This is a genomic window from Mesorhizobium erdmanii USDA 3471 (assembly GCF_000472705.1).
GTDB lineage: Bacteria > Pseudomonadota > Alphaproteobacteria > Rhizobiales > Rhizobiaceae > Mesorhizobium > Mesorhizobium erdmanii.
In genome coordinates this window covers 35,076-60,977 of record NZ_AXAE01000013.1, presented here as the reverse complement: position 1 = coordinate 60,977, position 25,902 = coordinate 35,076, and the positions used below count along the sequence as shown (strand labels likewise).

The window sequence follows — 25,902 nt, the reverse complement described above, 5'->3', positions numbered from 1 at the left end:
CCAGGCCGATATCAGGCCGGGGTCATCAGGGCCGGCAGCAGCGCGCCGGAAATGTGCTGCACCACGTTGACGCCCTTGGCATGCACGATCGGTTGCGCGAACTGCAGCAGCGGCAGCACATAGGCCTGCTCGGCAATGTACTTGTCGACCGCTTTCCAGCCGGCGATGCGCTTGGCCTCGTCCTTCTCGCCCCACAGCGGACCGATCTTCGCATCGAGGTCGTCGGTCTTCCACGACGAGTGCGGCGACGGGCCGAACATGGCGAAACCGGTCGAGGTGGTCGGATCGCCGATGGCGTTGCCCCAGTTGTAGAACGCCGCGGGCGCCAGCTTGTGGGCGGCGCGCAGTTCATAGTGCTTGGCGATCTCGTAGACCTCGATCGTCGCCTCGATGCCGACCTTGCGCCACATGCCGACGATCGCCTGCACCATCTCATAGTCCTTGGGCTTGAAGCCCTTGGTGGTCTGGATGGTGATCTTGGCCGGCTTCTCCGGCGAATAGCCGGAGGCCTTGAGCAACTCCTTGGCCTTCTCCGGATTGTGCTCGACCTTGATCGATGGATCGAAGGCCGCGTATTCCGGCGTCTCCAGCGTGTCGATCGGCTGGCCGTAGCCGCGCAGCAGCCGCTTGACCAGAAGCGCCTTGTCGACCGACATGACGGCTGCCTGGCGGACATTCTTGTCCAGCATGGCGTCCTTGTTGTTGAAGAAGATCATGCCGATGTCGGAGACGTTCTTGCACGAGCCGGCCAGTCCGTCCTTGGCGATCAGCCGGTCATACTCCTCGTACGGAATTTCCAGCGTCACCTGCGAAGAACCGGACTCGATTTCGGCAACGCGGCTGGCGGCATCGGTGACGAACTTGATCGTCACATTCTCGAAGGCCGGCTTGCCGCCCCAATAGTTCGGGTTGGCCTTCAGCCGCAGGAAGGCATTGCGCTCGAATTTTTCCACCATGTACGGACCGGTGCCGATCGGCGCCTTCTCGAAGCCTTCGGCGCCGACTTTCTCGTAATAGGCCTTGGGCAGGATGTAGCCGGTCAGGAAAGACATCCATTTGAAATAGACCGGGTCGAACTGCACCACGTCGCCGGTGATCTTGTTGCCGTCGATCTTGAAGTTGTTGACGTTCTTCCACACGAACTGGATCGGGTTGCCGGTCTTTTCGTCGCCGGCCCGCTGCAGCGACCAGACGACGTCCTCGGGCGTGAAGGGCGAGCCGTCGTGCCATTTCACGCCCTCGCGCACCGTCATCATCACTTTGGTGCGGTCGTCGTTCCAGCCCCATTCCGTGAGCAGGCCCGGTGCGAAGGACAGGTCCGGCTTCTGCGGTATGAACTGGTCGAAGACGGATTGATAGAGACCCTGGATCGTCGGGTTGACGGCGGAAGGTCCCGTGGTCGGATCCCAGGACGGCAGGTTGACATTGTAGGCGATGGTCAGTTCGCCGGCGGCGGCCTTGGCTATATCAGGCAGGCCAACGGCCGCCACGCCGAGTGCCGCGGCACTGTATCCGAGCAATTCGCGTCTGTTGATTGTCATGGTCGTTCCCCTTGTTGGTTATTGTCTTCGCGCTTCGTCAGGTCTTTGGTCCGGGCTTCGTGGGCAGCAGCGCCTTGCCTCTCGTCGCCCTGTCAAATCTTCGGCTCCTACCTCCCGCCAAGCTGTTGCGCGAGCATGAAGCCCGAGGCCGCCCCGGTGCCGGCGCCCGGCCATGTCGCGGCGCCCGTCAGATGCAAATTGGCGACCGGCGTGTTCCAGCCGGCATAGCCTCGTGCCGGACGGAACAAGAAGTTCTGCGCCAGATGATGGCTGCCGCAGACCTGGTCGCCGCCGACCAGGTTCGGGTTCTCGCGCTCGAGATCGTGGGGCGAGAACACCGCCCGGCCAAGGATCTTCGCGCGCAACCCGGGGGCATAGGTCTCGATGATGTCGAGCACGCGCTCGGCGTAGGCCTCCTTGACCTGATCCCAATGCGCGGGCGTGATCTTGCCTGCGGCATCCCCCAGGATTTCGGCCGGCAGCATGCGGACCTGCACCCACAGCACATGCTTGCCCTGCGGCGCGCGCGACGGATCGACCGCGGTCGGCTGGCCGACGACCAGCACCGGCTCGTCCGGAAGCAGACCTGCCATGGCCTGCTGATAGGTACGCGACATGGCGTCGAGCGAGGGCGACAGATGCACATAGGCGAACTGCCGCAACTCGGCCCCGGCCCGCCAGTCCGGCAGGTCGTCGAGCGCCAGGTGGATCATCATCGTGCCCGGTGCATGGCGGAATTTCCGCATCGCCGTGTCGAAGTCGGCGTTGCCGGAACCACTGGGCAGCAGCTTGCCGGCCAGCGCGCTCGGCGCAACGCCGGCGATGACGGCCTTGCTGGCGACGTGGAAGTCCCCGGAAGCAAGCCGCACGCCGGTTGCCCGGCCGCCTGACACCGTGATTTCGGCCACTTCGGCCCCGGTGGCGATCTTGCCTCCTGCTGATGTGACCATGCCAGCCAGCGCGCTGATGATGGTGTCGGCGCCGCCCTTGCCCAGCACCATGCCGAAGCTCTGGTTGGCCATCGATTCCAGATAGGGGAACACGGCACCGCCCGCGATGTCAGGCGCGAAATCGAGATGCATGCCCCACGTGGCGAGCGTCGCCCGGACATGCGCGGACTCGAAAGTCTCCTCCAGCCAGGCGCGAGGCGATGACAGCAACAGCCGGCCGGTGTCGAGCGCGCCGGACATGCCCTTCCTGCGCCACAGGTTCCATGCGGTGCCGGCAAGCGCGCGGGCACTCATCGGCGAGCCCAGCAGGCGGAACAGATGCTCGGCTTCAGCTGGAAAGGCGGCAACCAGCCGGCGCCATGTCGCGGCATCGGCGGGGGAGAAGGCGGCCATGCGGCTCGCCGTCTTTTCCAGGTCGTTGCTGACCCCGAACCAGCGTCCGTCCGGGAAGGCGCTGGCAAAACAGTCGGCCACCGGCGCGAACTCCAGCCCCTGTGCTTTCAATTCATTTGCATATTTCCGGTGGAAGGCCGAGCCGGCAAACAGGCTCAGATTCATCGCGCCGAAATCGTGACGGAAGCCTGGGAGGGTGAATTCGCGGGTCTGCACCGCGCCGCCGATTGTTGCATTGCGCTCGAAAATGCCGGTTTTCCAGCCTTTGAGCGCCAGATGCGCGGCGCATGCCAGACTGTTGTGGCCCGCCCCGACAAAGATGGCGTCGAACTCGCTCACGCCCCGTTCCCATTTCCTTTATGCTTAAAGATAATTGCAGATGCATATGTTTTCGTCTAGTAGGATATTAAGGGCCGAGACGAGCCTTGATCATCACTAGAAAGAGGGAACTTCAGACCATGGACACCCAAAAACTCCTCGGCGAGGTCGCCGGCCAGCTGCTCTCGGGCGCCATCAAGGTGGTCGATCTGTCGGCTCCGCTTGGGCCCGACACACCGCTGATCAAGCTGCCGCCGGAACTCGCCGTCGACACGCCGAAGGTCGAGATTCATAACATCTCCCGTTACGACAAGAACGGTCCCTGGTGGGCGTGGAACTGGCTGAAGCTTGGCGAGCATTCGGGCACGCATTTCGATGCGCCTCAGCACTGGATCAGCGGCAAGGACTATCCGGACGGCGCCACCGACACCATTCCGGCACAGAACTTCGTCGGCCCGGTCAACGTTATCGACTGCTCCAAGGAAGCCGCAGCAGATCCCGACTTCCTGCTTACCGTCGACCACATCAAGGCGTGGGAAGCCAAGCATGGCGCTATTAATGCCGGCGAATGGGTGGTGATGCGCACCGACTGGTACAAGCGCAATGGTTCGGAAGCCGAATTCCTCAACGCCAACGAGACCGGCCCGCACACGCCTGGCCCAACGGCCGAAGCCATCCAGTTCCTGATCAGCAAGGACATCAAGGGCTGGGGTTCGGAGACGATCGGCACGGATGCCGGCAAAGCAGGAGGGATGGAGCCGCCATTCCCGGCGCACACGCTGATGCACAAGGCCAACCGCTACGGTCTCGCCAGCCTCTGCAATCTCGACCAACTGCCGCCGAAGGGCGCGATCCTGATCGCCGCACCGCTCAAGATCGAGCACGGCACCGGCAGCCCGATCCGCGCGCTGGCGCTGGTGGTGGGCAAGTAAGGATCTTCGGGAGAAGATCATGCGCGCAGATGAGGCGGTTGGAAGGCAGGTTGGCAGCGCTGGCGCTCTACGGCGCCCCCCTCGGCCCTGCAGGGCATCTCCCTCACTTGGGGGGAGATCGGCAGCTTCAGCGACGGCTCCTTTCTTGCAGCGTAGAAAATTGGCGAAAGCCGAGATGACAGCCAATCTCCCCCCTTGGGGGGGAGATGTCCGGCAGGACAGAGGGGGGCGCCGTAGGGCCCTGACTTCGCAAGCCTACCCGCTGCCCACAGGAAGCCCACAATGAAAGCCCCCGATCACATCATTGTCGGCAGCGGCATCAACGCGCTGGTCTGCGCGGCGATGCTTGGCGGCAAAGGGGCGCGGGTGCTCGTTCTCGAGCGCAACGACCGCATCGGCGGCTGCATGCGCACCGAGGAGATCACCGCGCCCGGCTTCATCCACGATGTGATGGCGACGACCTTCGTGCTGTTCATCACCTCGCCGGCCTTTGCCGCGCTGGGCGGCGACCTTGCCCGGCACGGGCTGGAGTTTTGCCATACGGCAACGCCGACCGGTGTGCTGCGGCCGGACGGCAGCCATGCCACGCTAAGCACCGACCGCGCAGCCAACATCGCCGCGCTCAACAGGATAGCGGCGGGTGACGGCGATCGGCACGCGGACGATGTCGGCGGCATCGAGCGCAATGCAGGCCTGCTGTTCGGCCTGCTCGGTGGCGCGCTGTGGTCTTATCCGACGGCCAAGCTTTTGGCCGGCGACGCGTGGCGGCGCGGTTCGCGCGGACTCGCCGCCTTTCTCGGCGACGCCCTGGTGCCGGCGCGTGGCTGGCTGGAAAGCACCTACCAGTCCGAAACCATCCGCGCGCTCTGGGCGCCCTGGGTGCTGCATGCCGGGCTTGGACCGGAGGATGCATTTTCCGGCCAGATCGCCAAGGTTATCGCCTTCGCGCTCGAAGCAGCAGGCGCCCCGATCGTCAAGGGCGGGGCCAAGAACCTGCTGTCGGCTTTCGAGGCCTTGATCACCGAGCGCGGCGGCGTCATTTCCACGGGAGCGGACGTTGCTTCCATCATCGTGGCTGGAGGCCGCGCCACCGGCGTGCGGCTGGCCTCGGGCGAAACGGTTCATGCGAAGAAGAGCGTCATCTGTTCGGTCACGCCAACGCAGCTTTATGGCCGCTTGCTTGGCGCGGATGCGCCCAAAGACGATGTCGAGGCGACGCGGAAATATCGGTACGGCAAGGGCAATTTCCAGATACACTATGCGCTGAACAAGTCGCCGGCATGGCGCGGCGAGGGGCTGGACAAGGTCGCGCTGTTGCATCTGACCCCGGGCGTCGACGGCGTCTCGAAGGCCTGCAACGAGGCGGCGCGCTGCATGCTGCCGGAAGTGCCGACCATCTGCGTCGGCCAGCCGCATGCGCTCGACCCGTCTCGCTGTCCGGAAGGCAAGGCGATCCTCTGGCTGCAACTGCCCGAGGCGCCGCGCCACATCAACGGCGACGCCGCCGGCAAGCTTGAGGCGCCCACTGACGGGCAATGGACGGAAGCGCTGCGCGAGGCCTATGCCGATCGTGCCGAAGCCATCCTCGCCAGCCACATCGACAGCTTCAAGGACAGCGTCATCGCGCGCCGCGCCTATTGCCCGGCCGATCTCGAGGCGATGAACATCAATCTGGTCGGCGGCGACCCCTATGGCGGCTCATCCACGATCGATCAATCGTTCCTGTGGCGGCCGTTCAAGACCAGCCGCAACCATCAGACCGGTATCAAGAACCTCTACCATATCGGCGCCTCGACCCATCCGGGCGCCGGCCTCGGTGGCGGCTCCGGCTTCCTCCTGGCGGGGAGGCTGTGATGGAGCAGAAAGTCGCGGAAAAGCGCCAGCGAATTTCGACCCTCGGCCAGATCGGCCTGCAACAATTCGCGCCCTATCTGATGAACCGCATCATGGGCCGCTACAACGCCACCTTGCGCGACGATTTCCGCAAACAGGGGCTGACCATTTCACAGGTGCGCACACTGGCCGTGCTGTCGGTCACCGATGGCGTCACCGTCAACGACCTCTCGGTCTACACAGTCATCGAACAGTCGACCTTGAGCCGCACCCTCGACACGCTGGAGGGGCAAGGCTTCGTGCGGCGCGAGCAGGGCGTCACCGACAGCCGCATCCGCCACGTGTTCCTGACCGACGAGGGCCGCGCCGAATTCACTCGCGCCTGGCCGGCCATGCACGACGCGTTCGAGGCGATGTTCGACGATATCGACGACGCCGAATATGCAGCGCTCATCGCCACGCTTTTGAAGATGCTGAAGAACATTCGCAAGCATGACATCTAATGCAGGTCGCCCAAAGGTGGACCCGGTTTTGGGGAAACGACATGCATAAACAAGGACTCTAGAATCTACGCGCCGCCGGCTGTCGGCGGTAACGGAAGGAGGCAGAGATGGCCGAACGGTCTTTTGCCAAGGAAGTCGAAAAACTCAGGCTCGGTGCCGGCGAGGAATTCGCGGGCGAGGGCATTCTCGCCATCACCAAGGCGCTGCTGCAATGTGGCGTCGGTTATGTCGGCGGCTATCAGGGTGCGCCGATCAGCCATCTGATGGATGTGCTGGCCGACGCGCAGGACATTCTGAGCGAGCTCGGCGTGCATTTCGAGGCGAGCGCCTCGGAAGCCACCGCCACCGCCATGCTCGCCGCCTCGGTGCATTATCCGATCCGGGGTGCCGCGACCTTCAAGTCGACCGTCGGCACCAATGTCGCCTCCGATGCGCTGGCCAACCTGGCGTCCGGCGGCGTCACCGGCGGCGCGCTGATCATCGTCGGCGAGGACTACGGCGAGGGCTCGTCGATCATGCAGGAGCGCAGCCATGCCTTCGCCATGAAGAGCCAGGTCTGGCTGCTCGACCCGCGCCCCAATCTGCCGTCGATCGTCAAGGCGGTGGAGGATGGCTTCGAGTTGTCGGAGATTTCCAACACGCCTGTCATGCTGCAGGTGCGCATCCGTTGTTGCCATGTCCACGGCCATTTCATCGCCAAGGACAACAAGCGCCCGCCAATGACGGTCGCCGATGCGCTGGAAGCCCCGCGCCGCGACACCGGCCGCATCGTGTTGCCGCCCGCCTCCTTCCTGCACGAGAAGGAGAAGGTGGCGAAGCGCTGGCCGGCTGCGGTGGACTTCATCCGCAAGAATAGGATCAACGAGTTCTTCGGCTCGGACCACGGCTCGGTCGGCATCGTCATGCAGGGCGGCATGTACAATTCGGTCATCCGTGCCTTGCAGCGTCTCGGCCTCGCCGACACCTATGGCGACACCGATGTGCCGCTCTATGTGCTCAACGCCGTCTATCCCCTGATCGACGACGAGTTTCTCGCCTTTTGCGAGGGCAAGCAGGCCGTGCTCATCGTCGAGGAAGGCCAGCCCAACTACATCGAACAGGCCTTTGCTGCGATGCTGCACAAGGCCGGGCGCGGCACCAGGCTTGTCGGCAAGGAATATCTGCCGATGGCCGGCGAATACACCGGGCAGGTCATGCTCGATGGCCTCGGCGCTTTCCTGCGCGCCGAGGCGCCGCATCTCTTGCCGGGCGAAGTGCGCGCGCCCAACAAGGTCGGCGACGGCGTCGACACGGCGGACCTGATCAATGTCGTGCCGGGCCGCCCGCCGGGCTTCTGCATCGGCTGTCCGGAACGGCCGATCTTTGCCGCGACAAAACTGGTCGAGCAGGAACTCGGCAAGCACCACATCGCTTCCGACATCGGCTGCCATCTGTTCTCGATCATGCCGCCTTTCGAACTGGGCGCCACCACGATGGGCTATGGTCTCGGCCCGGCCTCGGCCTCGGCGTTCAATTCGCCCGACGCCAAGCGCCGCTCGATCTCCTTCGTCGGCGACGGCGGCTTCTGGCACAACGGCCTGACGTCCTCGATCGGTAATGCCGTGTTCAACAAGAATGACGGCGTCATCGTCATCGTCGACAATTTCTACTCGGCGGCGACAGGAGGCCAGGACATTCTCTCATCCCGCGCGGGCAACAAGACCAAGTCGACAAAGCATCCGATCACCGAGGCGGTGAAAGGCATGGGCGTCAAATGGCTGCGCCATGTCGACCGCACCTACGATGTCGGCAAGATGCAGGACACGCTGCGTGAGGCGTTAACGACGGAAGAGAAGGGCCCGAAGGTGATCGTCGCCTCGTCGGAATGCATGCTCAACCGACAGCGTCGTGAAAAGCCGCTGGTCGACAAGGCGATCAAGGGCGGCGAGCGGGTGATCAAACCGAAGTTCGGCGTTGACGAGGACATCTGCACCGGCGACCACGCCTGCATGCGGCTGTCGGGCTGCCCGTCACTGTCGGTGAAGTCGCTCGAGGATCCCTTGCGCGACGATCCGGTGGCGTCCATCGACCAGAACTGTGTCGGCTGCGGCAATTGCGGCGAGGTGGCGGACGCCGCTCTGCTCTGCCCGTCATTCTATCGTGCCGACGTCGTCCACAATCCGAGCCGCTGGGACCGCTTCCTCGAATCTGCGCGCCGCGCCGTCATCAGCATGCTGCAGCGTCGCCGCGAAAGCCGGCGCCTGACCTTTGCCGATGCTTGACGCCGTCCCGCCATTCCGCGCCAAGGCTGGCGCCCAGGACGACGAGCGTGTGATAAAACTCGCCGTGCTGGCGGTCGGCGGCCAGGGCGGTGGCGTGCTCGCCGACTGGATCACCGACGTTGCCGAGCGCAATGGCTACGTCGCGCAATCGACCTCGGTCGCCGGTGTCGCCCAGCGCACCGGCGCCACCATCTATTATATCGAGATGGCCCGCGACACGGGCCGCTTGCCGGTCTTCGCGCTGTCGCCGTCACAGGGCGATGTCGACATCCTGATCGCCGCCGAACTGATGGAAGCCGGCCGCGCCATCATCCGTGGCTTCGTCACGCCCGAGCGCACCACGCTGATCGCCTCCTCGCACCGCATCGCCGCCGTGTCGGAAAAGATCGAGCCGGGCGATGGCCGGGCCTCGTCGCCCAAGGTGCATGCGACGGCGGAAGCGGCATCCAAACGCTTCATCGCTTTCGACATGGAAAAGATCGCCGCCGACAATGGCTCGATGATCTCGGCCAGCCTGCTTGGCGCGCTGGCAGGATCCGGCGCGCTGCCGTTCAACCGCGAAAGCTATGAGCAGTCGATCGGTGCCGGCGGTCGCGGTGTCAAGGCCAGCCTTGCCGCGTTCGGCGCCGCGTTCGACCGCGCGCGCGGCACGGCCGCGCCGGCGTCAAAGCCGGCTGAGGCGGTAATTGTCGGATCCGGCCTGGGTGCAGGGCGCGTAACCGGCCCGCAAAACCTGCTGCAAGGCTGGCAGGCGCTCGCCACCCGCGTCGACCTGATGCCGGTGGCGGTGCGCGACATGGCGCTGCGCGGCCTGAAAAAGGTCGTCGACTATCAGGACATCGCCTATGGGCGCGACTATCTCGACCGGCTGGACAAGGCTGTCGCGCTGGACAGCGCCGACCATGCCCATGCGCTGTCCATTGCCGCCGCCAAGCATCTCGCCAACGCGCTCTGCTATGACGACATGATCCGCGTCGCCGACCTGAAAACGCGCTCGACGCGCGACAGGCGTGTGCGCAAGGAGGTCGGCGTCAAGGATGGCTCGATCCTGCAGGTGACGGAGTATTTCCATCCGCGCATCGAGGAATTCTGCGGCACGTTGCCGGCGGGACTCGGCCGTTACATCGAGAGCCGGCCGAAACTCGCCGCCTTCCTCGACCGTCGCATCAACCATGGCCGCCGCATCCGTACCGACAGCTTTGCCGGCTTCGCCGCGCTCTGGTTCATCGGCGGCCTGCGTCGCTGGCGTCGCAGCCTGCTGCGCCACAAGGTCGAGATGACCCATCTCGATCGCTGGTACGCGCTGGCGCTCGGCCATGTGCCTGCAGACTACGCGCTCGCCGTCGAAATCCTCAACTGCCGCCGGCTGATCAAGGGCTACAGCGACACCCATGTCCGCGCCCAGTCGAAATTCGACCGCGTGCTGTCAGCGCTCGACCTGCTCAAGGGCCGCGACGATGCCGCCGACTGGATCCGCCGCCTGCGCGAGGCCGCGTTGAAGGACGAGAAGGGCGACATGCTCGACGGAGCTCTGAAGACCGTGGCGACGCTCGGACCAGCTCCCGCAACCGGATCCTCCTGACACGGACAGAGGTCAATCGTCACCTGCCTCGTTGGCAGGCTCTGTGAACGCTGTTCATTTTTCTCTTGAACAATGTTCAAAATGTAGTACAGTGCGCTTGTGAACGATGTTCATCTCCGATAGGCGGCCGCTAGGCGGAAAGCCAGGGATGATCATCAAGCACAGTAAGGAAGTTTAACCAGCTCAAGACTATCACTGAGACTGAAACAGCGCCTGCAACCTGCGGGCCCTACCGGCACGGTCGTAGGGTCCCGCCAAATGGAAATCGCCATGAACACGCATCTGATGTTGTCCCGGCGCTTTGCGCCTCTGTTCTGGACGCAGTTCCTGTCCGCTTTCAACGACAATTTCCTCAAGAACACATTGGTGTTCCTGATCCTCTTCACGCTGGCCGCCGATCAGGCCGCTTCGCTGGTCACCCTCGCCGGTGCCGTCTTCATGGCCCCCTTCCTGCTGTTGTCCGCGCTTGGCGGCGAGATCGCCGACCGTTTCGACAAGGCCTTGATCGCCCGGCGGCTGAAATTCGCCGAAATCACCGCAGCGGGGGTCTCCGTCGTCGGCATCGCGCTGTCGTCGATCCCGGTGCTGATGACGGCGCTGCTGATGTTCGGCATCATCTCGGCACTGTTCGGCCCGATCAAATACGGCATCCTGCCGGATCACCTCGAGCGCAAGGAACTGCCCAAGGCCAACGCCTGGATCGAGTCGGCGACCTTCGCCGCCATTCTCGGCGGCACCATTGCCGGCGGCGTCGTCTCGGCCGATGGCATCGGCGTCATGGTGTTCGGACCGATCATGATGGCCTTGGCCGTCGGCTGCTGGTTCGTCAGCCGCTATATTCCGCCCACCGGTTCGGCGGCGCCCGACCTCGTCATCGACAAGAACGTCTTTCGCTCGACTTGGCGCCAGGTCAGCGAATTGCGCACCGACACGCGTATCTGGCGCGCCGGCCTGATGACGTCGTGGTTCTGGCTGATCGGCGCCATCGTTCTTTCGATCCTGCCGACGCTGATCAAGGATTCGCTCGGCGGCAACGAGATCGCCGTCACCGTCTATCTCGCCGTCTTTGCCGTCTCGATCGCTATCGGCTCGGCGATTGCCGCATGGATGTCGCAGGGGCGCATCGTGCTTCTGCCCGCGCCGGTCGGCACGGCGCTGCTGGCGCTGTTCGGCCTGCATCTGGCCTGGACCATCTGGAGCATGCAGCCTTCGCCAAAGGCGGAAACCCTCGGCCTGTTCTTCGCCGGGCCGAATACGATCCGTGTCGCGATCGACCTCGCCGCCATGGCCATCGCCAGCGCCTTCCTCGTGGTGCCGACCTTTGCCGCCGTACAGGCATGGTCGCCTGAAGCGCGCCGCGCCCGCGTCGTCGCCGCCGTCAGCATCGTCAATGCCGGCTTCATGACGGTCGGCGGTATTGTTGTCGCCGTGATCCAGACCAAAGTCTCCACTGGCGGCATCCTGTTCGGCCTCGCCGCGGCGAACGCCGTCGCCGCCTGGCTGATGCTGAAATTCCTGCCGACCAATGCGTTCCGCGACTTCGTCTCCATCCTGTTCCGCGCCTTCCTGCGCCTGGAGGTCGAGGGCATGGACAACCTCAAGGCGGCCGGCAAGGCGCCGATCCTGGCGCTCAACCATGTCAGCTTCCTCGACGGTCCGCTGGCGCTGACGCTGACCGATGAGGAGCCGGTTTTCGCCATCGACTACACCATCGCACAGGCCTGGTGGATGAGGCCGTTCATGAAGCTCGCGCGCGCTCTGCCGCTCAACCCGGCCAAGCCGATGTCGACCCGCACGCTGATCAAGGTCGTGCAGGGCGGCGATCCGCTGGTCATCTTCCCCGAGGGCCGCATCACTGTCACCGGCGGGCTGATGAAGGTCTATGACGGCGCTGCCATGGTGGCGGACAAGACCGGCTCGATGGTGGTGCCGATCCGCATCGACGGGCTGGAGAAAAGCCCGTTCTCCCGGCTGACGTCGCAGCATGTGCGCCGCCGCCTGTTCCCGAAGGTCAAGGTCACCATTCTGGAGCCGGTCAAGCTGCAAGTGTCGCCTGAACTGAAAGGCCGCCAGCGTCGCTCCGCGGCGGGTGCTGCCCTCTACCAGGTCATGTCGGATCTCGTCTTCCGCACCCAGGACATCGACAAGACGGTGCTGGAAAAGATCATCCTGACGGCGAATGAGCGCGGCATGAAACGGCTAGCCGTGCAGGATCCGGTCACCGGGTCGCTCAGCTATGGCAAGCTGCTGACGGCGGCCGCCGTACTCGGTGAAAAATTCCAGAACCTTTATGCCGATCGGCAGACGCTTGGCATCATGCTGCCCAACGCCAATGGCTCATGCGCCACGCTGCTCGGCGTGATGTCGGCGGGCAAGGTGCCGGCCATGATCAACTTCACCGCCGGCGCCGCCAACATCCTGTCCGCCTGCAAGGCGGCCGAGGTAAAGACCGTGCTCACCTCGCGTGCCTTTGTCGAACAGGCCAAGCTTGGCCCGGTGGTCGAGGAGATCGGCCGCTCGGTCGAGATTGTCTGGCTCGACGATCTGCGCAAGACCATTGGTCTCAAGGACAAGCTGCTCGGCTTGCTGCGCAAGTCGGCGCCGCGTGCGCCGCGCAAGCCCGACGATCCGGCGGTGATCCTGTTCACCTCGGGTTCCGAAGGCACGCCGAAGGGCGTGGTGCTCACTCACCGCAACATCCTGGCCAATGCCGCGCAGGCGGCCTCGCGCATCGACTTCCATTCGGGCGACAAGGTGTTCAACGTATTGCCGATCTTCCATTCATTCGGCATGACGGCCGGCACGGTGCTGCCGCTGATCTCGGGCGTGGCGGTTTATTTCTATCCGTCGCCGCTGCACTACCGCATCGTGCCGGAACTGATCTACGCATCCAACGCGACGATCATCTTCGGCACCGACACGTTCCTATCGGGCTATGCGCGCACCGCGCACCCCTACGACTTCCGCTCGATACGTTATTGCTTTGCCGGCGCGGAACCGGTCAAGGCGTCGACGCGCATGACCTATATGGAAAAGTTCGGCGTGCGCATCCTGGAAGGCTATGGCGTCACCGAGACCGCGCCGGTGATCTCCATCAACACGCCGATGTATAACCGCTCGGGCAGCGTCGGCAAAATCATGCCCGGCATGGAATATCGCCTTGATCCGGTGCCTGGTGTCGATGAGGGCGGGCGCCTGCATGTCCGCGGGCCTAACGTGATGGCTGGCTATCTGCGCGCCGAGAAGCCCGGCGTGCTGGAACCACTGCATGATGGCTGGCATGACACTGGCGATGTCGTGTCGGTCGACCAGGGGGGATTCATCACCATTCGCGGCCGCGCCAAGCGTTTCGCAAAGATCGGTGGCGAGATGATTTCGCTCGCCGCCGTCGAGGCCCTGGCGGGTGAATTGTGGAAAGGCTCGCTGTCGGCCGTTGCCTCCGTGCCGGATGCACGCAAGGGTGAGAAGCTCATTCTCATCACCGAGGCTCCCGGCGCGACACGCGCGGATTTCCTGGCCTTCGCCAAGGCCAATGGCGCCATGGACCTGATGGTGCCCGCCGAAGTGCGTGTCGTCCAGAAAGTGCCGGTGCTCGGCTCCGGCAAGCTCGACTTCGCCGGCGTGACCAAGCTGGTGCGTGGAGAGGACGCGCCGGCCACCAAGGTCGAGGCCGCCTGATCAAGCGTCACGAGAAGGCGCCGCCGCGAAGGCCGTGGCGCTGCTTGGCGAGCGCCTTGCCCGCTGACGAGTATGTGATCGGACCCCTCACGCGGCTTTGGCCGGCTGAGTGCCATGCTGTTCTGGTGAATGTGGAACCATGGAGGACACGATGATGCTGACCAGATACATTCTGCCTATCGCGGTCGCTGCAGGTACGTTGGTGCTATCGAGCGTTGGTTCGCAGGCCTTGCCCGTGGCAAAGCCCACCGCCAGTCCGTTGCAAATCGAACGCGTCGGCTGGAGATGCGGCCCTCGCTGGCACATGAACCGGTGGGGACGTTGCGTGCCCAACCGGCACCACCACCGCTGGCATCGCCACTGGTGATCACCGAGCGGACCGACACGGCCTCCGCTGCGAAGCGGTGTCGGCGTTTTGCTAAAGTTGGCATCCCTGTGACGCCATCAGACTTCGTCAGGCGACAAGATCGCGCATTGGCTTCACGGCGGCGGATTCCGGAAACACCTTGTCGCCGAGCACGGCGGCCGAGAGTCCGAACTGGTCGGCGAGCAGGCCTTTCAGCACCGCCCTGACATCGCTGGTCGGCGCCAGGTCGCGCTGTTGGTAAAGCTGGGCGGGCTTCAGGCCCGGCCAGTCGGCGATGACGCGGCCGCCCTTGATCGCGCCGCCGGCGAGCAGCACCACCGTGCCGGTGCCGTGATCGGTGCCGACCGTGCCGTTGATTTGTGCCGTGCGTCCGAACTCGGTAATGGCGACGACCGCCGTGTCCTTCCAGCGCTCGCCAAGGCCCGTCTCGAATTCCTCGAAGGCGCCGTCTAGGCCACCGAGCAGCGTGGCGAGCCGGCCGGTCGCGCCACCTTCGTTGACATGCGTGTCCCAGCCGTCGAAAGCGAGTGCCGCAACGCGTGGCCCGTCATCGGCCGCGATCAGCCTGGCGGCGCCTTGCGCGGCCTGCCGCATGCCGGCGGCGCTGTCGAGACCGCCCTTCGGCTTCATTGCCCCGCCGTTAGGCTTCATCGCCCCGCCTTTAGGCTTCATCGCATTGGCGCCCATCTGGTCGTCGAGGGCCATGCGATCGGCGTCGAGGCCCTTTTGCAGGGCTACCGCCAGCACCGGGTCGCGATGCTGGTAGAGGTCGAGCACCCGGGCTGCGAGGTCGCCTTGCGGCTCCGGGAGCGATTGCGGCGCCCAGCCGAGCACCGGGGCGGCGCCGCGAATCACCAGCGGCGTCGACGGGCCGACGGCGAGACCGCCAAGCGTCGCCACACGATCGCCCGCCGGCAAGCTTTCCAGTGCCCGGTTGAGCCATCCGGTGGCGACATGGCCGGGGCCGGCGAAGCCGCTCTCGAGGACATCCTGGCCATCGAAATGGGAGCGTTCGCGATAGCCTGTCGCTGCGGCATGGACCACTGCCGCCTGGTTCGCCTTGAACAGTCTGGCGAAGACCGGCATCGCCGGATTGACCGCGAAGAAACCATCGAGCGGCAACGCCGCGTGCGGCCCGGCGAGTGAAAGCGCGATGTCGCCATGCAGGCCGGCATAGTCGGGATCGCCGACCGGGCCAACCGCCGACAGGCCGTCGAGCGCGCCGCGCAGGACGATGACGATCAGGCGTGGGTCGCGATTGTCGGCGGCGCGGGCGAAACGTGGCAGATAGGCCCAGGCAAACAGCGCGCCGCCGGTCACCAGAATGGCGCGACGGGAGGGATGAGGGATCTCACACAGCAGGTTCATGACGTGGTCTCCATGGGAGTTGATGGCGCTGGACCTGTCGCCCGAACTATCGTCGCTGGAATTCCGGCGCCATCAGCAGCAGGGACAGGCCTTGCTGCTTGGATTCGGCTCGGGCGACCGCTTGCCGCGTCTCCGGCGAGGCGGAAGGACCGATGACGGCGTTGAGCATGTCGTTGGGGTTGCCGATGTCCTTGACCTGGCGGGCCGCCTGCCATGCTATGTCGAGGCGGATCTTCATGCCTTCCGCCGAGGCCCAGGCGTCCGCCTGGTCGGAAAAGCCGTTCGGCCCCGGCGGCTGCCAGAGCGGCTCGCCCAGCGCGTTGAGCCAGTTGAGCGACTGGCCGGCATCGTTCGCCGGACCCGGCCCGGCTGCCCGGCGGATGGCGGCGATGTAGTCGAAGGGCGAGCGCATCTTGGCCAAGGGCGTCGACCAGGCCTCCGGCATGTCGATAAGGGTCGAAGCCATGGCCCGGAGATTGCCGTCGCTCTTGGCGAACACCTTGGCCAGGCGCGCGACCGCTGCCGGTGGCGGATCGTCGGCTATGAAATGACGGACGAGCTGCGTGGCGATGTGCTGCGCCGTCGCCGGATGTCTGGCGATGTCGTTGAGCGCCGCCTCGGCTTGGCCCATGCCGCCGGCCGGATAGGTCTTTCCCAGCAGCACCGCGTCGCCCGGTTCATGCGCATTGGCGTTGAACACGAAACTGCCGGGTTCGCCCAGCCGACCTTCCCGTCCGGCCATCGTCCAGCCCGTCAGAATGCGCGCGAAACTGGTGACATCGGCCTGAGTATAGCCGCTGCCGACGCCCAGCGTATGCAACTCCATGATCTCGCGGGCAAGGTTCTCGTTGAGGCCGCGCTGGCGGTTCTTGCCGGCGCGGGAGTCCGGGCCGATCGACTGCTGGTTGTCGAGATAGAACAGCATCGCCGGATGCCGCTCCACCGCCAACAGCATGTCGGCGAAACGCCCGAGCACGAAGGGCCGGATGGCTTCCCGTTCGAAGGCGCCGGCGCTTGCCCGCACGAAATTGTCCTTCGCCACCGAAACGCAGAAATGGTTCGACCAGAAATAGACGAGGCGTTCGACGAAGCCGGCCTCGGCCCGCACCGCCTTGTCGAAGCGCGCCTGGGCTTCGGCCCGGAACAGCGTGGCTTCGACCGGTGGCGTCGCGGGCGGTGGCTTGGCGGGCGCTGCCGGCGGCGGTGCGGCGGGCGCGTTCGCCTCCATCGGAGCGTTCGGCATCGCGGGCGCATTCGCCATGGCCGGAGCGTTCGGCATCGCTGCCTGCGCGGCGGCCTTCGCCACGCCTCTGTCGAGCTTTCGCTGAAAGCGTGCCGCCATGCTGGCCTGGATGGCCGGCGTGCTGCCCAAGAGGTCGGCATAGTCCGGGTCGTCATAAGTGATCATGGCGATATCCGGCTGTCGAAGTTCCGCCTTGAGATAGCCGCGTGGATCGCCGGCCAGCCTGTCGCGGTCGCCGGGCCGGGCGCCAAGTCCGAAGCGGTTGAATGCGACCAGCACGGGATCTGGCGCCGTAGGCCCTTTGACCGGGACAGCCATGTCAGCGCTCCATGATTGGGTGGTCCGATCAGGCTGTTTCCTGAACGCTCAAACTCGCGACGAGGGCCGGGCTGGCAACGCGCCGCCCGGCCCGTGCACGCCTACCAGCGATGCCAGCGGTGCCAGTGGTGGTGCGGATGCCAGGCGTAGTAAGCCGGGCCGTGCCAATAATAGTAACGGGGGTAGACCACCACACGGTTGGGGACGCAGCGGCCCCAATGGTTGGGATGCCAGCCCGGCCCGCAACCCCAGGCGACGTGCTCTACCAGCGCCGGGGCGGCAAGCGGCGCCAGCGGCATCGCCGAGGATGCAGCAACGGTCGCAGCCGTTCCGGTCACCGCGAGAGCGGCGGTGACTGCGTATTTTGCGAGATAGTTCATGACCAAACTCCGAAGTTGTCCGAGGTTGAAACCTGTCGGCACCGGTTGGTCCGGCAGATCCTGCCCTTCATCTCGTTAAACGGGCGCTGTCGGCATTTTCCGTCGGTGGTCACGGCGATTTTTTTGGCGCGGTGGATGATTGCTGCCCGCTGCGTCTTGCGAGGCCCTCCGCCAGCACGCTGCGATCCTCGGCGGACCCCGTCGCGGCGAACTCGACGATGCGCTGCTCCAGCCGCGTGCGCACGGTGACGTCGGCATTGCGGGCCCGCTCGAGCGCGGCCGAAAGGGCCGCCGTGTCGAGGACAGGCTGCCGCAGCAGATCCGCCGCCTCGCGCCTCGCCTGCTGGCCGGCGAGGATGATGTCATGCGATTCGCGGCGAACCTCGCGCAACGCCTTGCGGAACAGCATGCGCTGCTGGTCGGGAAGCCGGACCCCGGCCGCTTCCAGCGAATAGCCCTGGGCCGGCTTGCCGCTTCTTATCCAGACTGCCCCGCCAGCAAGCGCACCGGCCAGGAAGACGTTCGCCACCACCGATGCGATGAGGAGGTTGCGGCTCGTGCTCATAGGTCTTCCTCGATCGTGTCGGGTCCGGCATCGCCGAACGACGTCGCATTGGCATCGAGCACGTAATGGTCTGGCTGAACCTCTGGTGTAACGACGGTCACCAGAGCCAATCCGGCGACGGCGCCGGCGAGCCCGATGCCGGCAAGCCCCAGCCCCAGCCACCAGAACCGCTGGCGCCGGCGCCGGACCATGTGCCGGTTGGCGGTGCGCAGGATCGTGTCGTGCAGCGCCTTGCCGGGGTGCCGGATGCCGTAACCGTCAAGCATGGCGTCGAGCGTGCCGGCGTGCCGCAAAATGGCCTGGCCCGTCTCGCTTGAAGCAAAGCTCGAGGCTGCCGCACGCTCCGCTTGCGGCCAGCGCCGCAAATCGCCGCCATAGGCCTCGGCGAGCGCCGCGAAACGTCTGGCATCCATTGCCGGACCGTCCTCGATGTCTTCAGCCATGTGTTTTCCCCTTGCCCCTTGGTGCCGCGTGCCCACGCCGGTTGCAAACCAGGCAGCCCCGCCTGACGCCCGCTAGGCGCGGTGAATGTGCGCCATTCATGATCGACCTTTTCTCAGTCATGGACCCCATCCCTGACCAGTATCATCTGCAAGGCCCGCCGGCCGCGCGCCAGCAGGCTCTCCAGCGCATCGACGCTGATCTCCAGGGTCGCGGCCGCCTCTATGTTGGACATCTCCTGATAGTAGACCAGGATGATCGCCTCGCGCTGGCGTGGCGCGATCGACTGCAGGGCCTGCTCGATCCCCCGCGGCTCTTCGCTGGCATCGGGAAGCGGCGCGGGGTCGACCATTTCCGGCAGATCGTCGGTCACCAACTCCCGACGCCGGCGCAGCCGGTCGTAGCACAGGTTGAGCGTCACCCGGTGGATCCAGCTGTCGAAGCGTGCGTTGCCGCGCCGCCAGCTCGAGGCGTGACGCCAGATGCGCACGAAGGTTTCCTGCGCGACGTCCTCGGCCTCCGCCGCGTCGCCCAGCATACGCGCGGCAAGCGAAAGGATGCGCGGCAATTTGCGCGCGACGAGCGTCTGCACTGCCGCCGGGTCGCCGGCACCGACCCGACGAACCAGCTCCTCGTCCGGATCGGCGCTCATCGGCTGGCGCACTCCCGATATCCATCACGCTTCATGGCCTCTTGGTCACTGCTCCGGCTTGGGAGCGGATTTATGGCTTGGCATCTCGTCGGCGCTGAGCACGCCGTCGCCATTCTTGTCCAGCCTGGCAAAGCGCTTGGCGAAGAACGCATCGAGCTCGGCGCGATCGATGAAGCCGTCATGGTTGGAATCGATGCGGGCGAAGGATTTGGCGGGGTCGCCCTTGGCGTTGCGCTTGGCCTGGAAGGCCTCCCACTCCAGCAGGCTGATCTTGCCGTCGCCATCCGTATCGGCGGCCATGATCGCTTTCTCCCGCCGCTTCTGGAATTTGGCCAGCGTGATATCCGACTTGGCCCCTTGCGGGGCGGGAGCGGCGGTCGGCGGCGTGGCGGCGGGGGGCTGCGTCGTCGTCTGGGCGACAGCCGCGACAGTTAACAGGCTCAAGGCAGCGGCAAGGATCGAACGGCTTATCATGCTTCCACGTCTCCGGTTGGCGCGTCGGCCACGGCTCATGCCCTGGTCACGCTTCAACCGTTAAACGCCGCGACGACGGAAATCCGTCGGTCGCCTGTGCAGATCCTTGCGATTTGTCGGCGATGCCGACCCGGTATCCGTCCCGCGGGCGACCGCGTGACGCATCACCCGGCACCACCAACCCTGGCGAACGGGCCAGGCGCTACGCCGATGGGTCGGCGGCCACCAGCTGGTCCGGCTTGAAGCCCGCATGCTGCGGGATCCAGACATCGCCCTCGCGGTTGAACCAGTGGCAGAGATACATGCCGGAAGCGGCACCGTCGCTGACCGTCATCTTCGGTCCTCCGGACTTCAGCTTGACGACGTCTCCGGTCTTGAAAGTGTTGGGCATTTTGGACCTCCCATGCTGAGGCCCGCGAGTTTCCCACCAAAGCTGAGTCTCGACAATGGCGGATATGGCTCGGCGGCGTAGCGATCCACCGCGCAGGTGCCGTCGCCAGGTGGGTTGACCTCCATCTGGTCGCACTGGCCGAAGCCATTCCGTTCCTCATCGGAACTCGAAACCGAGATTGCTCGCAAGCCGGAGCAGGTTGAACAGTGCTTTGCCGCCGGCAATATGATCCGGCCCGCGTATGAACGGTGGATGCATGGACCGAACGACGAGGGAGGCAAAGGCGTGGCCTCGCTGCGGGAGCAGGAAGCCGTTATCGAGGCAAGCGGATACCAGACAGCGTATGATCTACGGCGGAATGGGGCGGCACGCCCGAAACCGGGCTGGCCATAGCGCACGATGAAGCGGCCTTCGCGGGGCGTATCGAACTCCACGCCCGCCAGCAGGCGACGCGAAAGGCAAACCGGAAGGCGGTGCGGCCGTGAATTCGCATACGCGTCTTTCTGACCCGGCGGTCCGCCGTTCAATCGAGGACAAAATTGAAGGGTTGTCTCGCTGCTGGATCTGCTGGAGCCGGACGCAGACTTAGAGCCGTGGTTGGCCGGGGGCATAGAAGTGGCTGGGACCGATGACAGGGAAGGGGACAGCAGCGAGTTTGATGCATACGATTGCGATTCGGAAGAAAGTGGCGACCGTGAGCTTTCCCTTGGCTGGCCCGAGGCATGCAGCCAAGGACGGGACGGATGGGCGCGCAACGGCTTTCAGTTCATGCCGGGCAGCGACCGCGACGCGCATTGAAGGAGTACCCGCCGGCTCACGCGGGCTTCCATTTGCCGCCACCTAGATTTCAGCCCCCTGGGGCATGGCGGGTGGTTTGCGCTTCAAAAAGCCCGTCCCAGGGCGGTCTGGGACGGGTCATGGACATTGCGCCCGAGAGCGCTTGCCAGTTGAAATGCTATTTGCAATCGGCCAGAAGCTTCAAGGCTTTGTCGGCATCGCCCTTCGTGGCGTAGGTTTTCTTACCGGCATCCATCAACTTCGTGCCGTCCGGCTTTTTCGTCACGACCTCACACTTCTTCGTGGTGGCATCTTTTGCCACCCAATACTCCGTGGCAGCAAATGCGGGCATGCTGAAAACAGCTACGAGTGCAGTGGCAATGGCTAATTTGCGAAACATTTTCATTCCTCCATTCGGCGACCTTGTCCCTACACTCTCCAAGTTCGTGAACGACTTGGGCGCCAGCATGGCGGTATGCTTACAAAACCGTATGGAACTGGACAGACTAAGCGAACCGGTTGGCCTACTAACTTCCTCTCGTGAACAACTTCTTCAGAGCCTCAGGGTGGATCGCGCCTCCGTCGAATTAGCGTTGCGGCTCCCACTTCGCTTTCAACCTAGAGGCCATGAAACACAGCACATTCAGCGTGCGCAAGCATTTCCTGTACACTTTGCGCTCGGCCTAGACTGGCGGAAGCAGATGACCTGTCCTGACTTGCGTTGGCTATCGCGGCCCCGGCACGTTCTTCGCGGCAGGCTTGGCCTTCGCCACGTCGCAAGGAACTGAAGCCGATCCGGCAACTCTCCATGCTTTCGTGAACGTCGCGAAATTGCTGCCGGGGCGCCCGGGGAGTGCCCCGATGACCAAATCGTCCGCCAACGTGGCGGGTTAGAAAACTAACATACTGTATTCATGAGGGAAATTTGGTGCCGCTTAGGTGACTCGAACACCTGACCCCATCATTACGAATGATGTGCTCTACCAACTGAGCTAAAGCGGCCCGGGAGGTCAAGACCTCCAAGATGGGCTGGGTGATAGACTCAACCGGCCGCGAATTCAAGATGCGACTTGGCAAATCATGCATGAGCGCCCGGCACGGTCGAAACCAGGGTTCGCGCCGCCCTGCGCGCCAAAATCGCGGACACAGTCCGATTTTGTTCGCCGGAATATCGCCAAGATGGACTTTGGACTGCCCGTCGAGGCAGAATGCGACCGCCCGCCCGTTGATTGATTGGTCGCCTACGGCTAACCATCAGTCAAGATTGGGGCAGTTTGTAGAGGGATCTCGTTGGACGCGATCGAAAAAGCGATCCGGAACGCCTTGGAAAAGGGCAATGCCGAGGACCGCGCGTTCCGCGAGAGGGTCTATCGGTCAGCCTTTGCCGCGCTCGACCGTGCGCTCCAGGCCAATCCCGGCGTGACCGTGGAAGTCGCCATCAAGCGCCGCAAGGCGATCCAGGAGAAGATCACCGAAATCGAATCCGAGTTCCTGCCGGCGGTGCCGGACGGTGGCCCACAGGTCGACGCCCCGGCGGCCGCGGCCGGCGCGGCGCCTGCGATCGAGATCGGCGACAAGACGCCATCGCCAGCCGTTGCCGTCGCCGTCGACGGCCCCGCATCCGACGAACCGCGCTCGCGCGTGCTGCCGGTCGTTCCCGACATCATGCCGGACGCGACCCTTCCCGGTGCACCGGCCATCGACATGTCCGCTCCGGCCATGTCTGGTGCCGCGGCGGAAGTGGCGCCCGATCGCGATGAGCGGCGCATTCGCGGACGCCGCCTGCCGCTGACCGCCATTTTCTTCACCGTGACCCTGCTTGCGGCGATCGGCATCGGCGCGTTCTTCGCCATCCAGACCGGCGTGTTCAAGACGGCGGCACAGCTCGATACGGCGCCGCCCGAGGCGCCACCAACCGTCGAGGACGACGATTTCACCCCGGCCGATGGCGCCAACGCGCCGGCAAAGCCCGGGAGCGCGGACCAGTCGCGCAACTGGATCAATGTGTTCTCGCCGACCGACCCGACGCATGTCGCCGCCCCGTCGGACGCCAAGGCGGAGGCGATGAAGGATGACAGCGGGCCGTTCCTGCGCATCCAGTCCGGGCCCTCCGGCTCGGCGGTCGCCTTCGATGTCGGACAGGGCGTGCTGGAGAAGCTCGCCGGCAAGCACGCCGTCTTCGACATCATCGCCCGCGCCGAGGACGGCAAGGACACCCAGATCTCCGTCGACTGCAATTTCGGCGAACTCGGCGACTGCGGCCGCAAGCGCTACGCGGTCGGCCAGCAGCGCAACGAATATCTGTTCGACGTGCAGTTCCCCGACAAGCGTCCGGGCTCGGCCGGAACCATCGCCGTCAATTCCGATTTCGACAAGCAGGGCAAGGCGGTCAACATCTACGAAATCCGCGTCTCGATCGAGCCGTAAGTCAAACCCTGGCGGAACACCGGATGGCGCGCCCTTACGGACTTACATCACTGGCTTTGGGCTGCGTAGATCACCCCAGCCGGGAGCAGATTCCAGTGCGGTGAAGTCGCCTGTCGCAATATCCTGGCAGATGGACATCAGCGCTCCGCCGGCCGCGCGGGCAAGCGATCCGCCAACACTGATCCGTCGCACGCCCGCTTGCGCAATCTGGTCAAGGGTCAATCCGGCGACACCTTGGCCGATCACATGATTTACAGGAGCACTGACCGAGCGGCACAGCCTCTGGAGGGATGCCAGATCCGGCACTCCGGGCGCATAAACGACCTCAGCGCCGAGCGTCTCGAAGGCCTTGAGGCAGCGAATGGCCTCTTCGAGATCATATGTCCCCTTGCCGAGGCCATCGGCGCGCGCGGTAAGTACGATGTTGTGCTTTCGCGCGGCATCAGTCGCGGTGGCTACACGCGCGACTGCGTCATCGAAATCGCGTATCGGCAAATTCGATCTCGGCTGCCGGTCGTCGATGGACAGCCCCGCCAATCCAGCCTTCGCCGCGAGCAGAACGGTCTCGGCAATGCCTTCGGGAGTATCCGCGTACCCGTCCTCCAAATCAGCAGTGACCGGAACATCGGTCGAAGCTGCTATCTCGGCGGCATACGTCAGGCTCTCGTCGCGGCTGACTTCCAGCGCTCCGTCTCTCCTGCCCTTTGAGAACGCATAGCCCGACGATGTCGTTGCCAAAGCCCTAAAACCCAAGCCCACCATCATCCGAGCGCCAGCTATGTCCCAAGGATTGGGGACCACGAAGCAGCCGGATTTGTGAAGAGCGCGAAAACATTCAACCTTGTCGGATCGGGAAACCATGTGCGCTCCTGCCTGGAATGGAACTTTCGGGTCGGGATTTCGGTCTAGCCATCGAGCAGCGCCTGCAGCGTCTCGATGCGGTCGGCCTCGTTGGCCGGCTTGTCCCAGCGCAGCCGTGAAATGCGGGGAAAGCGCATGGCCACACCCGACTTGTGCCGGGTCGAACGATTGAGCCCCTCGAAGGCGACTTCCAGCACCAGGCCATTGTCACGGTCCGCCCGCACCGAACGCACCGGCCCGAAGCGTTCGACGGTGTTATCCCGGACATATTTGTCGATCTGCTTCAGCTCTTCGTCGGTGAAGCCGAAATAAGCCTTGCCGACCGGCACCAGTTCCTCCTCGCCCTCAGCTCCAGACCAGACTCCGAACGTGTAGTCGGAGTAGAAACTCGAGCGCTTGCCATGGCCGCGCTGGGCATACATCAGCACCGCATCCACCGTGTGCGGATCGCGCTTCCACTTGAACCACGGACCTTTCGGTCGGCCGGCGACATAGGGCGTATCCCAGCGCTTCAGCATCACGCCTTCGATGATCGGGTGCGGCGGCGCGCGGCGCAGGTTCTCCAGTGCCTGCCAGTCCGCGAAGGCGACGAAGGGCGACAGGTCGAAACGGCCGGGGTCGAGCGTCTTCACGAAGGCCTCGAGGCGGCCACGCCGTTCCCGGAATGGCAATGCGCGAAGGTCTTCGTCGCCGAGCTGGAGCAGGTCGTAGCAGCGCATGAAGGCCGGGTATTGCTGCTGCATCTTCGGCGTCACCGTCTTGCGGTTCAGCCGCTGCTGCAGGTCCGAGAAGGTCCCGGTCGCTTGTCGCGGGTCGCCGACCAGCAGTTCGCCATCGAGGGCGGCGGAAAAGTGCATGGCATCCGCGAGATCGGGAAAGGCGCCGGACACATCGTCGCCGGTGCGCGAATAGAGCCGGCGGACGCCGCCTTCGGCCACCGCCTGGACGCGAATGCCGTCCCATTTCCATTCGGCCGCGTAATCCGCCGGATCGAGTTTTTCGAGGTCGCCATCGCCGACCGGGTTCGACAGCATCACCGGGCGGAACAAGGCCATCGCCGTGTTGCGGGGTTTGTCGGCCTTGCCCTCGAGCCAGGCGAACAGGCCCATGTAGGGTGGCGACAGGCCGTGCCAAAGCTCCTCGATCTCGGCGACGTCGACCTTGCCGAAATCCGCCAGCGCCTGTTTGGCGAGCCGCGCCGAGACGCCGATGCGCAGGCCGCCGGTGACCAGCTTGATGATGGCGAAGCGCGCCGAGATGCCTGCGTTGTCGAGCAAGCCAGCCAGCACCTTGGGTCCGTCGGAGCGGCTTGCCGCCTGCAGTTTTGCCACGACTTCGCCGAGCGTCGGCTCGCGGTTGGGGATGTTTCCCGGCGTTTGCGGCCAGACCAGCGACACCGTCTCGGCGAGGTCGCCGACATAGTCGTAGGAATAGCCGAACAGCACGGGATCCATGCGTTCGGTGACCAGCATGCGCAGCATCGCCGGCTTCACCGCCGCGATATTCAGATCGCCGGTGATGGCGGCCAGCGCCAGACCGCGATCCGGATCCTCGACACTGCGGAAATAGTCGACCAGCAGCGTGAGCTTGCCATTGCGTGACGGCGTCAGCACCAGGCGGTCGAGAAGTTCGGCGAAGCGGTTCATT

21 protein-coding genes and 1 tRNA gene are annotated in these 25,902 nt (G+C 64.7%); 8 read left to right on the top strand and 14 right to left on the bottom strand.

Going from position 1 to position 25,902, the window contains the following annotated elements:
• Window positions 1-11: 11 nt before the first annotated feature.
• Both A3AU_RS0109345 and A3AU_RS0109340 read right to left on the bottom strand, forming a co-directional pair.
• Window positions 12-1,541 (bottom strand): ABC transporter substrate-binding protein, encoded by a 1,530-nt coding sequence (locus A3AU_RS0109345; RefSeq protein ID WP_027052563.1) that lies wholly within the window; start codon window positions 1,539-1,541, stop codon window positions 12-14.
• Between the two features lie 107 nt (window positions 1,542-1,648).
• Window positions 1,649-3,223 carry a phytoene desaturase family protein gene (locus A3AU_RS0109340; RefSeq protein WP_027052562.1) on the bottom strand — a complete coding sequence of 525 codons (1,575 nt, stop codon included), beginning with the start codon at window positions 3,221-3,223 and terminating at the stop codon, window positions 1,649-1,651.
• Between the two features lie 119 nt (window positions 3,224-3,342).
• Here A3AU_RS0109340 and A3AU_RS0109335 point away from each other — a divergent pair, with 119 nt between their 5' ends.
• From A3AU_RS0109335 to A3AU_RS1000000140940, 7 genes are all read left to right on the top strand, one after another.
• Complete coding sequence (locus A3AU_RS0109335) at window positions 3,343-4,134, top strand: cyclase family protein (RefSeq protein ID WP_027052561.1); 792 nt, start codon at window positions 3,343-3,345, stop codon at window positions 4,132-4,134.
• A gap of 282 nt (window positions 4,135-4,416) precedes the next feature.
• Entirely contained in the window at window positions 4,417-5,988 is a 1,572-nt protein-coding gene (locus tag A3AU_RS0109330; protein WP_027052560.1) for a phytoene desaturase family protein, read from the top strand.
• A complete protein-coding gene (locus A3AU_RS0109325) occupies window positions 5,988-6,470 on the top strand; it encodes a MarR family winged helix-turn-helix transcriptional regulator (protein ID WP_023772620.1) in 483 nt (160 codons plus the stop codon). Before A3AU_RS0109330 ends, A3AU_RS0109325 begins: the two co-directional genes overlap by 1 nt.
• Window positions 6,471-6,577: 107 nt before the next feature.
• On the top strand, window positions 6,578-8,731 hold the full coding sequence (locus A3AU_RS0109320) for a thiamine pyrophosphate-dependent enzyme (RefSeq protein WP_027052559.1): 2,154 nt from the start codon (window positions 6,578-6,580) through the stop codon (window positions 8,729-8,731).
• Entirely contained in the window at window positions 8,724-10,313 is a 1,590-nt protein-coding gene (locus A3AU_RS0109315) for an indolepyruvate oxidoreductase subunit beta family protein (RefSeq protein ID WP_027052558.1), read from the top strand. Before A3AU_RS0109320 ends, A3AU_RS0109315 begins: the two co-directional genes overlap by 8 nt.
• A gap of 270 nt (window positions 10,314-10,583) precedes the next feature.
• Complete coding sequence (locus A3AU_RS0109310; protein ID WP_027052557.1) at window positions 10,584-13,991, top strand: acyl-[ACP]--phospholipid O-acyltransferase; 3,408 nt, start codon at window positions 10,584-10,586, stop codon at window positions 13,989-13,991.
• A gap of 154 nt (window positions 13,992-14,145) precedes the next feature.
• Window positions 14,146-14,358 (top strand): GCG_CRPN prefix-to-repeats domain-containing protein, encoded by a 213-nt coding sequence (locus tag A3AU_RS1000000140940; RefSeq protein WP_418001065.1) that lies wholly within the window; start codon window positions 14,146-14,148, stop codon window positions 14,356-14,358.
• An 87-nt stretch (window positions 14,359-14,445) separates the two neighbouring features.
• Here the strand turns inward: A3AU_RS1000000140940 and A3AU_RS0109305 are convergent, their stop codons facing one another.
• From A3AU_RS0109305 to A3AU_RS0109255, 10 genes are all read right to left on the bottom strand, one after another.
• Window positions 14,446-15,726, bottom strand: a complete 1,281-nt coding sequence (locus A3AU_RS0109305; protein WP_027052556.1) for a DUF1501 domain-containing protein — start codon at window positions 15,724-15,726, stop codon at window positions 14,446-14,448.
• Between the two features lie 46 nt (window positions 15,727-15,772).
• Entirely contained in the window at window positions 15,773-17,287 is a 1,515-nt protein-coding gene (locus tag A3AU_RS0109300) for a DUF1800 domain-containing protein (protein WP_027052555.1), read from the bottom strand.
• 101 nt (window positions 17,288-17,388) lie between these two features.
• Entirely contained in the window at window positions 17,389-17,667 is a 279-nt protein-coding gene (locus A3AU_RS0109295) for a GCG_CRPN prefix-to-repeats domain-containing protein (RefSeq protein ID WP_032917103.1), read from the bottom strand.
• A 109-nt stretch (window positions 17,668-17,776) separates the two neighbouring features.
• Entirely contained in the window at window positions 17,777-18,232 is a 456-nt protein-coding gene (locus A3AU_RS0109290) for a periplasmic heavy metal sensor (protein WP_027052553.1), read from the bottom strand.
• On the bottom strand, window positions 18,229-18,675 hold the full coding sequence (locus A3AU_RS0109285; protein ID WP_027052552.1) for a hypothetical protein: 447 nt from the start codon (window positions 18,673-18,675) through the stop codon (window positions 18,229-18,231). The genes A3AU_RS0109290 and A3AU_RS0109285 overlap by 4 nt, the downstream gene beginning before the upstream one ends.
• A gap of 113 nt (window positions 18,676-18,788) precedes the next feature.
• Window positions 18,789-19,325: an RNA polymerase sigma factor gene (locus A3AU_RS0109280; RefSeq protein ID WP_081709481.1), complete on the bottom strand. Its 537-nt coding sequence runs from the start codon at window positions 19,323-19,325 to the stop codon at window positions 18,789-18,791.
• Between the two features lie 45 nt (window positions 19,326-19,370).
• On the bottom strand, window positions 19,371-19,799 hold the full coding sequence (locus tag A3AU_RS0109275) for an EF-hand domain-containing protein (RefSeq protein WP_032917133.1): 429 nt from the start codon (window positions 19,797-19,799) through the stop codon (window positions 19,371-19,373).
• Between the two features lie 202 nt (window positions 19,800-20,001).
• On the bottom strand, window positions 20,002-20,190 hold the full coding sequence (locus A3AU_RS0109270) for a YodC family protein (RefSeq protein WP_019863018.1): 189 nt from the start codon (window positions 20,188-20,190) through the stop codon (window positions 20,002-20,004).
• Between the two features lie 955 nt (window positions 20,191-21,145).
• The gene (locus A3AU_RS1000000139775) at window positions 21,146-21,367 is read right to left on the bottom strand and encodes a hypothetical protein (protein ID WP_027052549.1); all 222 of its coding nucleotides are present in this window, start codon (window positions 21,365-21,367) and stop codon (window positions 21,146-21,148) included.
• 526 nt (window positions 21,368-21,893) lie between these two features.
• Window positions 21,894-21,969: transfer RNA gene (locus A3AU_RS0109255), tRNA-Thr, on the bottom strand.
• 288 nt (window positions 21,970-22,257) lie between these two features.
• On the opposite strand from A3AU_RS0109255, the gene A3AU_RS0109250 reads away from it, so the two are divergent.
• On the top strand, window positions 22,258-23,394 hold the full coding sequence (locus tag A3AU_RS0109250) for a hypothetical protein (protein ID WP_027052548.1): 1,137 nt from the start codon (window positions 22,258-22,260) through the stop codon (window positions 23,392-23,394).
• Between the two features lie 42 nt (window positions 23,395-23,436).
• On the opposite strand, the gene A3AU_RS01000000135215 is transcribed toward A3AU_RS0109250, so the two are convergent.
• Entirely contained in the window at window positions 23,437-24,255 is an 819-nt protein-coding gene (locus tag A3AU_RS01000000135215) for an isocitrate lyase/PEP mutase family protein (protein WP_032917101.1), read from the bottom strand.
• A gap of 44 nt (window positions 24,256-24,299) precedes the next feature.
• The gene (locus A3AU_RS0109240; protein WP_027052547.1) at window positions 24,300-25,901 is read right to left on the bottom strand and encodes a cisplatin damage response ATP-dependent DNA ligase; all 1,602 of its coding nucleotides are present in this window, start codon (window positions 25,899-25,901) and stop codon (window positions 24,300-24,302) included.
• Between the last annotated feature and the right edge of the window lies 1 nt (window position 25,902).